Source organism: Bacteroides sp. AF32-8BH (assembly GCF_003435205.1).
In the GTDB taxonomy this organism is placed as follows: Bacteria; Bacteroidota; Bacteroidia; order Bacteroidales; family Bacteroidaceae; genus Bacteroides; species Bacteroides ovatus.
On record NZ_QVLZ01000004.1, the window covers coordinates 195024 to 209229 of the forward strand.

A 14206-nucleotide genomic window follows, 5' to 3' on the forward strand; every position below is an offset into this window, starting at 1 on the left:
AAGTATATATGAAAAAATTATCTTTTTTAATTGCAACAGCATTGTGTATCATGGCATGTTCCGGTGGCTCTGACGAACAACCGGATGGGCCGGGTAACGGTAATGGAAATGGGGGTGGGGGGAGTACACCTAACCCTGTTTCATTCTCCAATCCTATAGTCGGCAAACAGTTGCCTGATCCGACAATAATTCATGCGGCAGACGGGAACTTTTATTTGTATGTTACCCAACAGGATAATATCTATATTCCGATTTACAAATCTACTAATATGACACAGTGGACTTATGCTGGGGCAGCCTTTCTGCAAAAACCGAACTGGCAGCCGGACACTCGCTTATGGGCTCCGGACATTAACTATATCAATGGCAAATATGTGCTCTATTATACTCTCGGGCACTGGGACTTGCCTAAGAATAGTTGTATCGGGGTGGCGGTCAGCGACTCTCCTGTAGGACCTTTTACGGATCACGGAAAACTTCTTGACTACAATTCTGGTACTATGCAGTGCATCGACCCTTGTTATTTTGAAGATAATGGTAAGAAGTATCTTTTCTGGGGAAGTTATAATAGTACTTCTAAAGGCTATGAAGGAGGTATCCGTTATGTAGAGTTAAGTGCTGACGGTCTATCCATTAAAGGGGCTGTTTCCGAAAAGATAGCGGGTCCTTCAATAGAAGGCATCATGGTTCATAAACGCGGGAATTATTATTATCTATTTGGCTCTACGGGTAGTTGTTGTGAAGAGGAAAGAAGTACGTATCGTGTAGTGGTGGGGCGTTCTAAAAATATCGAAGGTCCTTATGTGGGTAAAAACGGTACTGTGATGAAAGAAAATAGTAGTTATAATGAAGTAATTCTACAGGGTAATAACCTGTTTGCCGGAACCGGACACAATTCCGAAATTATCACGGATGACGAGGGTAATGACTGGTTCTTCTATCATGCCTGGCAGAAAGCGAAAATAGATAATGGTCGTCAATTGATGTGTGACCGCATACAATGGAGCAGTGATGGCTGGCCTTATATTACTAATGGCACACCGGCATCCGTATCTCGTGCACCTGTATTTAAAAACGAAGAAGAAAAAGAGTAATCTATGAAACTATTCAACTATTTATTGGCCGGGATATTGTGTGCTTCTGTCACTTGTCTCCCGGCGCAGCATCGGGCTGATCCCCAGAAATTGGTCAATCCGGAATCCTTTTCTATGATTTTGCTCGGTGATCCACAGGGATATACCAAGTATGATATTAACCAGCCGCTTTTTGATCTTTGTACCGCATGGATTGCGGACAATATAGAGTCGCTTAAAATTAAAGCTGTCCTTTGTACAGGCGATTTGGTGGAGCAGAATGATAATAATGTATTAAACCGTAAGATGCTGAACCAGACCAGTCGTGAAATGTGGGAGGCAGCATCGCAGGCTTTGAAAAGACTGGATAACAAAGTACCTTATATTATTGCCGCAGGCAATCATGATTATGGATACAAAGCCGCAGAAAACGGTCGTACTTATTTTCCTGATTATATTCCTTTTGAACGAAATTCTACCTGGCGGAATATCTGTGTCAGTGAATTTCCTAATCGTGAAGGCAGGGCGTCTTTAGAGAATTCGGCTTTTGAGTTTGATGAGCCGGGATGGGGAAAGATTTTGGTTATAGCAGTAGAGTTTGTGCCTCGTGATGAAGTTCTGCAATGGGCGAAAGATTTGGTAAACAAGCCGGAATACAAGAATCATAAGGTGATTTTTATCACTCATTCTTATCTTGATATAGGTAATAAGCGCGTTACGAAAGATGGGTATAAGATTTCTCCACAAAACTCGGGGCAGGCTATTTGGGAGAAACTTATTTATCCTTCTTCCAATATCCGTCTCGTACTTTGCGGACATGTGGGAAGAGGCACCGGTGAATATGAGAATAATGTGGCTTATCGGGTGGATAAGAACAGTGCCGGGAAAGATGTATCACAAATGACGTTTAATGTACAATATGTAGGAGGCGGTCCGGAAGGGAACGGAGGGGATGGTTGGCTTCGCATTCTGGAATTTATGCCGGATGGTAAAACGATCAAAGTACGTACTTATTCTCCCTTGTTTGGGATTTCAAAATTGACCAGGCATCTGGCACATCGTACGGCACCTTACGATCAGTTTGATATTATATTGGAATAACTTGACCTAGTAAAAATACTCTTAATAGAAATAATGTAGATGAGAAAAATTGTATGTTCTTTAGTGATACTTATTAATAGTGTTTATCTATTTGCACAGTGGAAACCGGTTGGCGGTCGAATTATGACGGAATGGGCGGCGAAAATAGATGTTGAAAACGTGTTGCCCGAATATCCCCGCCCAATTATGGAACGTGCTGACTGGATAAATCTGAACGGATTGTGGAATTATGCTATTTCTCCGGTAGGTCAAGCTATGCCACAAAGTTATGATGGTCGGATTTTAGTTCCTTTTGCTGTAGAATCAAGCTTGTCCGGAGTGGGGAAAAGTCTTGGGGAGAAGAATGAACTTTGGTATCAGCGTCAATTCTCGGTTCCCTCCAAATGGAAAGGACATAGGATCTTATTGCATTTTGGGGCTGTTGACTGGAAAGCGGATGTTTGGGTAAATAAGGTAAAGGTGGGACAACATACAGGAGGATTTACTCCTTTTTCTTTTGATATCACGCCTGCCTTGCTGAATGGGGAAAATGAATTGATCGTGAAAGTGTGGGACCCGACTGATAAAGGTCCTCAACCTAGAGGAAAACAGGTTAGTAAGCCGGGAGGTATCTGGTATACTCCTGTCAGTGGTATTTGGCAAACAGTTTGGCTAGAACCTGTGCCAATCCGGTCGATTGGCAATATCAAAACGACTCCTGATATTGACAGGAATAAGTTGACAGTAGAGGTTATGACAGATCATCAGATGCTTTCAGATAAATTGGAGGTGAAGGTATTAGAAGGAAAGCAGTTGGTGGCTGTAGGAAGTTCCGTAAATGGTATTCCGGTTGAAATTGCTATGCCGTCTGATGTAAAGTGGTGGTCGCCGGATTCTCCGTTTTTATATGATATGGAAATTTGTCTGTATTCAGAAAATAAGTTGATCGATAAGGTTAAGAGCTATACTGCCATGCGTAAATATTCAACGAAACGCGATAAAAATGGAATTGTACGTCTACAATTGAATAATAAGGACTTGTTTCAATTTGGTCTTTTAGATCAGGGCTGGTGGCCGGATGGCTTGTATACGGCACCTTCGGATGAGGCCTTAGTATATGATATTCAAAAGACAAAAGATTTTGGATATAATATGATTCGCAAACATATAAAAGTAGAACCTGCCCGTTGGTATACGCATTGTGATCGTTTAGGGGTTATTGTGTGGCAGGATATGCCGAGTGGCGATAAGAATCCCGAGTGGCAGAATCGGAAGTATTTTGAGGGAACAGAATTCAAACGGTCTGCTGAATCAGAGGCTATTTATCGTAAAGAATGGAAAGAAATTATCGACTGCCTTTACTCTTATCCTTGTATTGGCACATGGGTACCTTTCAATGAGGCTTGGGGGCAGTTTAAAACCCTTGAAATAGCAGAATGGACAAAGCAATATGATCCTTCCCGTTTAGTGAATCCTGCCAGTGGAGGTAATCATTATACCTGTGGTGATATGCTCGATTTGCATAATTATCCCGGTCCGGAGATGTATTTATATGACGCACAGCGTGCAACTGTACTCGGAGAGTATGGAGGAATTGGTTTAGTGCTGAAGGAGCATCTTTGGGAGCCGAATCGTAATTGGGGGTATATTCAGTTTAGTACTTCCAAAGAAGCTACTGATGAGTATCTGAAGTATGCTAATATGCTGAAGGATATGATTGCACGCGGATTCTCGGCTGCTGTTTATACACAGACTACAGATGTTGAGATCGAAGTGAACGGATTGATGACATACGACCGCAAAGTAATAAAACTGGATGAACAGAAATTGAAGAGGGCAAATACGGAAATTTGTGAAAGTTTAAAGTAAGAAGCCGGATTAGCTATTTGGCTGAACAAGGCAACTCATCTGTAGCCATTCGAATTATAGATATAGTTTGCAATATTATATAATTGAGAAAACAGAATTCAGATACTTTCTTTGTATCTGGACTCTGTTTTTTTGAATATATAATTCTATCCATTCCTTCATTTTTCAGTGAAATGTACCAAAATTGTCCTTCATTTGGATTATTTAGGTCGGTCAATTCTATTTAAATGCACTACTTTTGCCATCAGGAAAATTAATCACTTAACAAATAATCCCTGTATTATGAAAACAATTCTTAGCGCATTAGGACTTTCCCTATTGATCTTTACGAGTTGCGGTGGACAAAAAAAGGTTGAAGTAGACTTTATTCAGGACAACATCGACAACGCTGTGGCACAGAACACAATCCAGACGGACATTATCGAGAAGTCCGGTAAAATCTTGAATCCGAGAACAATCAACGAAGATGGGAGTATCTCTTACATACCGATGGAAGACTGGTGCTCCGGATTCTTTCCCGGTAGTATATGGTTGACTTATAACCTGACGGGTGATAAGAAATGGTTGCCGCTGGCTGAGAAATACACAGAAGCTCTTGATTCTGTGAAATATCTGAAATGGCATCATGATGTAGGTTTCATGATTGGTTGCAGTTATCTGAACGGCTATCGCATGGCAGATAAGAAAGAGTACAAAGACGTCATTATAGAAGCTGCCAAATCATTGTCCACTCGTTTTCGTCCGAATGCAGGCGTTATCCAGTCATGGGATGCCGATAAAGGTTGGCAGGGAACACGGGGATGGAAATGTCCGGTGATTATTGATAATATGATGAATCTCGAACTCTTATTTGAAGCAACAGCTCTTTCCGGAGATTCTACTTTCTACAATATTGCAGTGAAACATGCTGATACAACAATGGCTCACCACTTCCGTCCGGACAACAGCTGCTACCATGTGGTAGATTACGATCCGGAGACAGGAGAAGTGCGTAAGAGACAAACTGCACAGGGATATGCGGATGAATCTTCTTGGGCCCGTGGACAAGCTTGGGCACTCTACGGATACACTACTTGCTATCGTTACACGAAAGACAAGAAATATCTCGACCAGGCACAAAAAGTCTATAACTTCATCTTTAATAATAAGAACCTGCCGGAAGACCTCGTACCATACTGGGATTATGATGCTCCGAATATTCCGAACGAACCGCGTGATGCTTCTGCAGCAGCTTGTACAGCCTCTGCCCTTTACGAACTGGATGGCTATCTGCCGGGCAACCACTACAAAGAAACGGCTGATAAGATAATGGAAAGTTTGGGCTCACCTGCTTATCGCGCAGAAGTTGGAACAAATGGAAACTTTATCCTGATGCATTCGGTTGGCAGTATTCCTCACGGTCAGGAAATTGACGCTCCTCTGAACTATGCTGACTATTATTTCTTGGAAGGACTGATGCGTAAAAGAGATTTGGAAAAGAAATAAGAAATAGACAATGAACGGTAAACAGTGAACGGTGAATGCTTAGCGGATTCTGACGGAACATGTTTACCGTTTATCATTCGCTACTTATTATCTATAACTTTCTATTGACCGTTTGTCATTTACCTGTTTTAATTATTTATCATAAACTATCATGAATAAACCTATAAACCTTCTTGTAGGAGGCTTGACGCTGTTTGCCGCACAAGGTTGCAAGGCTCCGAAGCAAGCGTCCCAACAAGCGGAGCATCCTAATATAATCTATGTATTTCCCGATCAATACCGTAACCAGGCGATGGGCTTCTGGAGGCAGGACGGATTCCGGGATAAAGTAAACTTTGAAGGAGACCCCGTGCATACTCCTAATCTGGATGCCTTTGCACGTGAATCTATGGTCTTGTCGTCTGCACAGAGCAACTGTCCGTTGAGCAGCCCTCATCGTGGAATGTTACTGACCGGTATGTATCCGAACAAAAGCGGTGTACCATTGAATTGCAACTCTACACGTCCGATCAGCTCCTTGCGCGAGGATGCGGAATGTATCGGTGATGTATTCAGCAAAGCAGGTTATGACTGTGCTTATTTTGGTAAACTTCACGCTGACTTCCCGACTCCGAACGATCCCGAACATCCGGGACAGTATGTGGAAGAAAAACGTCCGGCATGGGATGCCTATACACCGAAAGAACGCCGGCACGGCTTTAACTACTGGTATTCTTACGGAACATTTGACGAACACAAGAACCCGCATTATTGGGATACGGATGGTAAGAGACACGATCCGAAGGAATGGTCACCTTTGCACGAATCAGGCAAAGTCATTTCTTATCTGAAAAATGACGGTAACGTACGTGATACCAAGAAACCTTTCTTCATAATGGTGGGCATGAATCCTCCTCACAGCCCGTATCGCTCCTTGAATGACTGTGAAGAGCAGGATTTTAATCTTTATAAAGATCAGTCTCTGGATAGTCTGTTGATTCGTCCGAATGTCGATTTGAAGATGAAGAAAGCGGAGTCTGCACGTTATTATTTCGCTTCCGTTACCGGAGTAGACCGTGCTTTCGGACAGATTTTGACGACATTGAAAGAATTGGGATTGGACAAGAATACAGTCGTAATCTTTGCTTCCGATCATGGTGAGACGATGTGTAGCCAGCGCACTGATGATCCGAAGAATTCCCCTTATTCTGAATCCATGAATATTCCGTTCCTGGTTCGTTTTCCCGGTAAGATTCAGCCGAGGGTGGATGATTTATTGCTCTCCGCTCCTGATATTATGCCTACGGTGCTTGGCTTGTGCGGACTGGGTGATTCTATTCCGGCGGAAGTGCAGGGACGTAATTTCGCTCCTCTTTTCTTCGATGAAAAGGCTGAAATTGTTCGTCCTACAGGTGCACTGTATATTCAGAATGTAGATGGCGATAAAGATGAAAATGGATTGGTGCAGACTTACTTCCCTTCTTCAAGAGGTATCAAGACGGCTCAATATACATTGGCGTTATATATCGACCGTGATACGAAGCAATTGAAGAAAAGCCTCTTATTCGATGATGTAAAAGATCCATATCAACTGCATAACCTGCCTTTGGAAGAAAATAAGGAGATTGTGGCACAACTTTGCGGTGAAATGGGAGCTATGTTGAAGGAAATTAATGATCCTTGGTATACGGAAAAGATTCTGTCAGATCGGATTCCTTATTAGCGATTAGTAATTTATAAAACGCTGATTAACTCAAATAAGTTCCAATTTTAGGAGTAAATCTCTGCGACAATAATAGGTGTTAATCCGCATCCGCGTTTAAATTGAAAATAGTAATGAAAAACAGTTGTTTTATAGTATTATTCCTTTTGGGAATCATTCCTTCAGCTTTCGCTCAACTCATCGGATTTGAAGAAGAAGTGCCCGAAGCATTTACAGTTTCCGGAAAGGGAGAAGTGAAAATCTCTTCTCTTTTTTACAAAGAGGGTGAAAGTAGTCTGGAATGGGACTTTCAGCCCGGTTCTACGCTGGATGTTCAAATTGCTCCTTTATCGTTGAATACGAGAAACGAGAAGCAGTTCGGCATTACCTTGTGGATTTATAATGAGAAACCACAGCAGGATTCTATTCGTTTTGAGTTTCTGAATAAGGAGGGAGAAGTCTCTTATTGGTTCTCTTATCGTTTGCAGGCAGCAGGTTGGCGGGCTTGCTGGATCTCTTTTGAGTATATGCAGGGCGACAAGAAAGATAAGAAGATCGTAGCCTATCGACTGGTTGCCCCGCAACGGAAAGGACGTATCTTTCTTGACCGTCTGATTTTTCCGGAAAAGAAAATGAATCTTCGTACCACTCCCGACCAACAGTTGCCTACCAATAATGGGCTGTCTAATCGTGACCTGTGGCATTGGTGTCTCGTGTGGAAATGGGAACAACAGTCGTATGATATTCCTCTGCCTTCTAAATTGTCAAGCGAACAAAAGAAAGAATTGAAGACTATCGAACAACGTTTGACTGACTTTCTGGAAGTGAAAAAGGCTCCGCAAGGACCGATTAATGCTGCCTATAAAACATTTGAGAAAGCGGCTATCAGTCCATCCATCGCCGGAACGGGATTTATAGGAACTCCTATTGTTGCTCCTGATGAACAGGACAAGAAGAAAGGAGAAATGTCATGGAACGATATTGAAACGATGCTTTCCGGTTTTGCCTATGATGCTTGTTATAACCAGAACGAAACATCAAAGAAAAACTACTTTACCGTATTCGACTATGCTATCGATCAGGGATTTGCCTATGGTAGCGGTATGGGTACCAATCATCATTATGGTTATCAGGTACGTAAGATATATACAACTGCCTGGCTGATGCGTGATGCTATCTATAAACATCCTCATCGGGATGCTTATCTCTCCACATTGCGTTTTTGGGCGGCTCTGCAAGAAACTCGTCAGCCATGCTCTCCAACACGTGATGAATTGTTGGATTCCTGGCATACGTTATTGATGGCGAAATTTATTTCCGCTATGATGTTTCCCGATGCAAGAGAACAGGCGCAAGCGTTGAGCGGATTATCACGTTGGTTATCTTCTTCTTTGCGTTATACTCCGGGAACGATCGGTGGTATAAAGGTAGACGGTACGACTTTCCATCATGGCGGTTTCTATCCGGGATATACCACTGGAGTACTTGCGACTGTAGGAGAATATATTGCATTTACCAATGGTACAAGTTTTGAACTGACCGAAGATGCGCGCAAACACATGAAATCAGCCTTTATTGCTATGCGCAATTATTGCAATTTCTATGAATGGGGCATCGGAATCAGTGGCCGTCATCCTTTTGGAGGGAAGATGGGAAGCGATGATATCGAAGCATTTGCCAATATCGCTTTATCTGGCGATTTGTCCGGTCAGGGAAATACGTTTGATCGTGGTCTGGCTGCCGACTATTTACGTCTGATACGCAATAGTGATACTCCGAATGCGCGTTTCTTCAAGAAGGAAGGTATTCAACCGGCACAGGCTCCACAGGGATTCTTCGTTTACAACTATGGTTCGGCAGGCATTTTCCGTCGTGCGGACTGGATGGTGACATTGAAAGGGTATACCACTGACGTATGGGGCTCTGAAATTTATACGAAAGATAACCGTTACGGACGTTATCAGAGTTATGGCTCCGTGCAGATTATGGGGAAAGGAAATCCCGTGTCACGTGCCGGAAGCGGTTTTGTGCAGGAGGGATGGGACTGGAACCGTTTGCCGGGTACAACTACCATTCATTTGCCTTTCGATTTGCTTGATAGCCCATTGAAAGGAACGACTATGGCACGCTCCAAAGAGAATTTCTCCGGAAGCAGTTCTTTAGATGGTAAAAATGGAATGTTCGCTATGAAATTGGCAGAACGGGATTATGAGAATTTCACACCAGACTTTGTGGCCCGTAAATCCGTATTCTGTTTTGATAACCGGATGGTTTGCCTGGGAACAGGTATTTCGAACTCCAATGCGGATTATCCTACGGAAACGACTCTTTTCCAGACAAAATATAATGGTAAGGAGCCCAAAGTAGGAGAGGATAACTATTGGCTTCATGATGGTTATGACAATTATTATCATGTAGTGGACGGAACCGTTCGCGCACAGGTGGCAGAACAGGAATCACGGCACGAAAAGACGCGTGAAGTTACTAAGGGAAAATTCTCTTCTGCCTGGATAGAACATGGCAAGGCACCGAAAGAGGGGACTTATGAATATATGGTATTGATACAGCCTTCTGCTTCCGATCTCGACGAACTGCGTAAAACTCCTGCATACGAGGTGTTGCAACGCGATCAGACTGCTCACGTTGTTTATGATAAAAAGACTGGTATCACGGCGTATGCCGCTTTTGAAGCTTATCAGCCTGCCGCTGATAAAGTGGTCGTCGCTATTCCTGCGGAAACAATGGTGATGTATGCAAAAGAATCTGATAAGGGTATCCGTTTAAGCGTCTGTGATCCGAATCTGAATATAGAAGAGAAGACGTATACAACGAAAGAGCCCAGTCGTCCTATTACTAAGGAGATACGGCTTAAAGGACATTGGAGATTGACAAGCCCGATGGAAAATGTCCGGTTGGAACAGCAGGGAGACCAGACCGTACTGACAGTAACCTGTCAGCATGGACAGCCGGTCGAAATGCTCATGGAAAATAAATAATTAGTGAATAAGATAAGAGAAAACAAGAATTTAAAGAGAGGTATTAGTCATCATGTTTCTATGAAAAAAGAGAAGACCGGTTCATGGGGAGCCGGTCTTCTTTGTATTTACACGGTGCGTTGAGCACTTTCTTTTCTTGTTACTTATTCAGTCTCCATTCGAAACCGTCTTTAGTATCTTTGATTTCAAATCCGAGTGCTGTCAGTGCGTTGCGGATTTCGTCGGAAGTAGCCCAGTCTTTGTTGGCTTTCGCTTTCATACGTTGTTCCAGTAACATATCTACTACCTTGCCGTAAGCTGCTTCACGACCATCTGAAGAGCCTTTTTCTTCTTTCAATCCCATGATGTCGAAACTGAACAGATGGAATGTTTCTTTCAGGTCTTTCAGGTCTTCGGCGGAGATGGTGGCATTACCGGCAATGATATTGTTTATAATGCGGGCGCCTTCGAAAAGCTGTGCGATGACAATCGGTGTATTTAAGTCGTCATTCATTGCTTCGTAGCATTTAGCGCGCAGTTCTTTCACGTTGATTCCCTCTGAAGTTGCCGATGCGGGAGTAATCTTATCCAATGCGTCAATGGCTTCCATCAGACGCTGCAGGCCTTTTTCGGATGCTTGCAGTGCTTCATTGCTGAAATCTACCGTGCTGCGGTAATGAGCTTGCAGGATGAAGAAACGGATTGTCATTGGTGTGTAGGCTTGTGCCAGCAGCTTATGAGTACCGGTGAAGAATTCGTCCAGCGTGATGAAGTTGCCAAGTGATTTACCCATCTTGGTTCCGTTGATGGTAATCATGTTGTTGTGCATCCAGTAGTGAACCATGTCATCACCTTGTGAGGCTACCGATTGTGCGATTTCACATTCGTGGTGAGGGAAAATCAAGTCCATTCCTCCTCCGTGAATATCGAAGTGTTCACCCAGGTATTTGCGTCCCATAGCGGTACATTCGGCGTGCCATCCGGGGAAACCATCGCTCCATGGAGACGGCCAGCGCATGATATGTTCAGGTTGTGCCTTTTTCCAAAGGGCAAAGTCGGCGGGATTGCGTTTCTCGCTTTGTCCGTCGAGGTCACGGGTGGTATTCAAGACGTCGTCCAGATTACGTCCGGAAAGTTTTCCGTAGTGGTAATCTTTATTGTATTTGGCTACATTGAAGTAAACGGAGCCTTCGCTTTCATAGGCGTATCCGGCATCCAAAATCTTCTGTACCAGTTGGATTTGTTCAATGATATGTCCTGAAGCATGTGGCTCAATGCTTGGAGAAAGTACATTCAACGCTTCCATTGCTTTATGATAGCGGTTCAGGAAATATTGAACAACCTCCATTGGTTCCAACTCTTCCAGACGTGCTTTCTTGGCGATCTTGTCTTCTCCGTCATCGGCATCGTGTTCCAGATGACCTACGTCGGTAATATTTCGTACGTAGCGTACTTTATATCCTAGGTGGGTGAGATAGCGGAATAACACATCGAAGGTTATAGCCGGACGGGCGTGTCCTAAATGGGCATCTCCGTAAACAGTCGGTCCACACACATACATGCCTACATGAGGTGCATGAAGCGGTACAAACAACTCTTTCTTTCTATCTAAGGTGTTGTAAATGGTAAGTTGATGTTCCATAACATTTTATATTTGTTTTATTGGAACCGCAAAGTTAGTATAAAATCTGAATATGCGCCCTATCTTTAATCGGTTGATTTTAAGTGTCGGGTCGTTTTTACCAGTAATGTGATTTGTTTCCCGGTATGAAACTAACAGTTTCACACCGAGGAACCAATAGTTTCATTCCTTGAAACCAAAGGTTTCTCACCGAGAAACTAAAACTCTGCCGGCATGTCAGTAAATGTTTGGCTATTGTTGATTGCAAAACTTATTGATTGCTTCGGCTACACCATCCTCTTCGTTACTCAGGGTGATGTAATCTGCTGCTTTCTTTACAGGTTCTTGAGCATTTCCCATGGCAATCCCCAGTCCTGCAAACTTAATCATGGATAGGTCATTATAGCCATCACCTATGGCTATAACTTCTTCACGTGCTACTCCTATTTCTTTTAACAGGACGGCCAAAGAAAGAGCCTTGTCGATACCTTGCGGGACTAATTCGAGAAAATAGGGTTCTGAACGGAAAACATTAATGCGACCTTGTAACCGGAGACAAAGTTCGGCTTCAAGTGGAATCAGTTTATCGGCATCTCCTACGATGAGGCATTTGGCTACGGGAAGCGTGATGTCTGTCAGGAAGTCATTTGTCTCCCGAACTGCCATTTTATTGAGAAAGGCTTCTTTTAATACGTATGGATCTTGAGAGTTTTCGGTTATTATCTCTGCTCCGTCATAGGTTAATATACTTAGTTGATGGGTACGGGCACATTCGTAGAGCACTGGAACAACTTCATTAGGCAACACATTTTCATATACCATCTCTTGTGTTTCCCAATTAATGATTTCTCCTCCGTTATAGGACAGGATGAATCCACCGAATTCATTCATACGTAACTCATTAGCTAATGGCACAATACCATAAGTAGGTCGACCGGAAGCTAATACCAGTCGTATTCCTTGCTCTTGCATACGTATCAGAGTTTCCCTGTTGCGGGGAGTGATTTCCTTTTTAGAGTTGGTGAGTGTGCCGTCAAGATCGAGCACGATAAGTTTGTATTTCATGTAGGGTTGTTTTGGATGCAAAGATAAATTAAAAAAGTTTTTCTGCAAGGTGGTGGGGGAAAAGATGTGGCTTTAGCTGAAATTGCACTGTGAAAGTGCAATTTGTTTTGTTATTTGCACTATTATAGTGCAAATAATCGTATCTTTGTCTATAAACCAATGCTATATGGATAAGTTATTTGAGTATTTTCACAAGATGATACGGGAGACTAATATTGAGTTTCACCGGTATATTTATTCCAGGATAAATTGGAATAGTCGCATGATAGGGCTTACGGGACCTAGAGGAGTAGGGAAGACGACTCTTGTATTACAGCACATTAAAGAAAAGCTGAATTTAAATGACTCTTTATATGTGACGGCTGAAGATTTTTATTTTGCCAGCCATCGTTTGCTTGACTTGGCAGATGCTTTTGTAAAAATGGGAGGCAAGTATTTGTTTATTGATGAAATTCATAAATATAAAGATTGGTCGAAAGAGCTTAAATTGATTTACGATTATCATTCAGAGTTGAATATTGTTTTTACAGGTTCATCTGTATTGGATATTAATAAAGGAGCTTCAGATTTGAGTCGTCGCGCTGTCATGTATCAGATGCAGGGACTTTCTTTTCGTGAGTATTTGTATTTATTTCATCGTATTCCTTCTGGAATATACAGTTTGCAGGATATTGTAGCGCATAAAGTGGAAATTCCGGGTTTGGAGCATCCGCTTCCACTCTTTCATGACTATTTGCAGAAAGGCTACTATCCTTTTGCATTGGAGGAAGATTTTGATATACGTTTGCGACAGATCATCAATTTGACTTTGGAGTCGGACATACCTCAATTTGCTGATATGAATGTTTCCACTGGGCGTAAACTTAAGCAACTTCTTGCTATCATTGCTAAGAGTGTGCCGTTCAAGCCTAATTTTAGCAGTATAGCTAAAATTCTTGAAGTGAGCCGTAATAATATATCCGATTATTGCCTTTATATTGAAGAGGCAGGGTTGATAGCGCAGTTGAGAGATGCTACCGGCGGAATACGCGGGTTAGGGAAAGTAGATAAAATTTATCTGGATAATACCAATTTGATATATAGTCTGGCTCAAGATAATTCTAATATTGGAAATATCAGGGAGACTTTCTTTTTGAACCAGACCCGTATTTTTTCGGATGTAGTAGCTTCTCCTGTTTCTGATTTCTTGATTGATGATATGACATTTGAGGTGGGAGGAAAGAAAAAGGGACAAAAGCAGATTCAGGAGGTACAGAAAGGATTTGTGGTGAAGGATGATATTGAAAGAGGCTTTATGAATGTGGTGCCGTTGTGGCAGTTCGGAATGGGATATTAGTCAATAAAAAAAGGATATCCA

At 42.5% G+C, this 14206-nt stretch carries 9 protein-coding genes; 7 read left to right on the forward strand and 2 right to left on the reverse strand.

From position 1 onward, the window contains the following. The first annotated feature begins 8 nt into the window (after positions 1 to 8). The 6 genes from DWZ47_RS04625 (at position 9) to DWZ47_RS04650 (ending at position 10184) form a co-directional block, all read left to right on the forward strand. Positions 9 to 1094, forward strand: a complete 1086-nt coding sequence (locus DWZ47_RS04625) for a family 43 glycosylhydrolase (protein ID WP_004307466.1) — start codon at positions 9 to 11, stop codon at positions 1092 to 1094. Between the two features lie 3 nt (positions 1095 to 1097). After that, the gene (locus DWZ47_RS04630) at positions 1098 to 2174 is read left to right on the forward strand and encodes a metallophosphoesterase (RefSeq protein ID WP_008023982.1); all 1077 of its coding nucleotides are present in this window, start codon (positions 1098 to 1100) and stop codon (positions 2172 to 2174) included. A gap of 39 nt (positions 2175 to 2213) precedes the next feature. Then, positions 2214 to 4022 carry a glycoside hydrolase family 2 protein gene (locus DWZ47_RS04635; RefSeq protein WP_117512400.1) on the forward strand — a complete coding sequence of 603 codons (1809 nt, stop codon included), beginning with the start codon at positions 2214 to 2216 and terminating at the stop codon, positions 4020 to 4022. A 282-nt stretch (positions 4023 to 4304) separates the two neighbouring features. Further along, entirely contained in the window at positions 4305 to 5507 is a 1203-nt protein-coding gene (locus DWZ47_RS04640) for a glycoside hydrolase family 88 protein (RefSeq protein ID WP_117512401.1), read from the forward strand. Between the two features lie 151 nt (positions 5508 to 5658). After that, positions 5659 to 7209, forward strand: a complete 1551-nt coding sequence (locus DWZ47_RS04645; RefSeq protein WP_032847435.1) for a sulfatase — start codon at positions 5659 to 5661, stop codon at positions 7207 to 7209. A 113-nt stretch (positions 7210 to 7322) separates the two neighbouring features. Beyond that, on the forward strand, positions 7323 to 10184 hold the full coding sequence (locus DWZ47_RS04650) for a chondroitinase family polysaccharide lyase (protein ID WP_117512402.1): 2862 nt from the start codon (positions 7323 to 7325) through the stop codon (positions 10182 to 10184). Positions 10185 to 10323: 139 nt separating this feature from the next. On the opposite strand, the gene cysS is transcribed toward DWZ47_RS04650, so the two are convergent. Further along, positions 10324 to 11805 (reverse strand): cysteine--tRNA ligase, encoded by a 1482-nt coding sequence (gene cysS / locus DWZ47_RS04655; RefSeq protein ID WP_117512403.1) that lies wholly within the window; start codon positions 11803 to 11805, stop codon positions 10324 to 10326. Between the two features lie 231 nt (positions 11806 to 12036). Continuing rightward, complete coding sequence (locus DWZ47_RS04660) at positions 12037 to 12849, reverse strand: Cof-type HAD-IIB family hydrolase (RefSeq protein ID WP_032847443.1); 813 nt, start codon at positions 12847 to 12849, stop codon at positions 12037 to 12039. 166 nt (positions 12850 to 13015) lie between these two features. Between DWZ47_RS04660 and DWZ47_RS04665 the strand changes: the two genes are divergently transcribed. Further along, positions 13016 to 14185 (forward strand): ATP-binding protein, encoded by a 1170-nt coding sequence (locus tag DWZ47_RS04665; protein WP_004324308.1) that lies wholly within the window; start codon positions 13016 to 13018, stop codon positions 14183 to 14185. The last annotated feature ends 21 nt before the right edge of the window (positions 14186 to 14206 follow it).

What these genes read in the sequence shown, in the direction of transcription:
- DWZ47_RS04635 (WP_117512400.1), top strand. Translation starts at nt 2,214, where the DNA reads ATGAGAAAAATTGTATGTTCTTTAGTGATACTTATTAATAGTGTTTAT.
- DWZ47_RS04630 (WP_008023982.1), top strand. Translation starts at nt 1,098, where the DNA reads ATGAAACTATTCAACTATTTATTGGCCGGGATATTGTGTGCTTCTGTC.
- DWZ47_RS04665 (WP_004324308.1), top strand. Translation starts at nt 13,016, where the DNA reads ATGGATAAGTTATTTGAGTATTTTCACAAGATGATACGGGAGACTAAT.
- DWZ47_RS04650 (WP_117512402.1), top strand. Translation starts at nt 7,323, where the DNA reads ATGAAAAACAGTTGTTTTATAGTATTATTCCTTTTGGGAATCATTCCT.
- DWZ47_RS04640 (WP_117512401.1), top strand. Translation starts at nt 4,305, where the DNA reads ATGAAAACAATTCTTAGCGCATTAGGACTTTCCCTATTGATCTTTACG.
- DWZ47_RS04625 (WP_004307466.1), top strand. Translation starts at nt 9, where the DNA reads ATGAAAAAATTATCTTTTTTAATTGCAACAGCATTGTGTATCATGGCA.
- DWZ47_RS04645 (WP_032847435.1), top strand. Translation starts at nt 5,659, where the DNA reads ATGAATAAACCTATAAACCTTCTTGTAGGAGGCTTGACGCTGTTTGCC.
- cysS (WP_117512403.1), bottom strand. Translation starts at nt 11,805, where the DNA reads ATGGAACATCAACTTACCATTTACAACACCTTAGATAGAAAGAAAGAG.
- DWZ47_RS04660 (WP_032847443.1), bottom strand. Translation starts at nt 12,849, where the DNA reads ATGAAATACAAACTTATCGTGCTCGATCTTGACGGCACACTCACCAAC.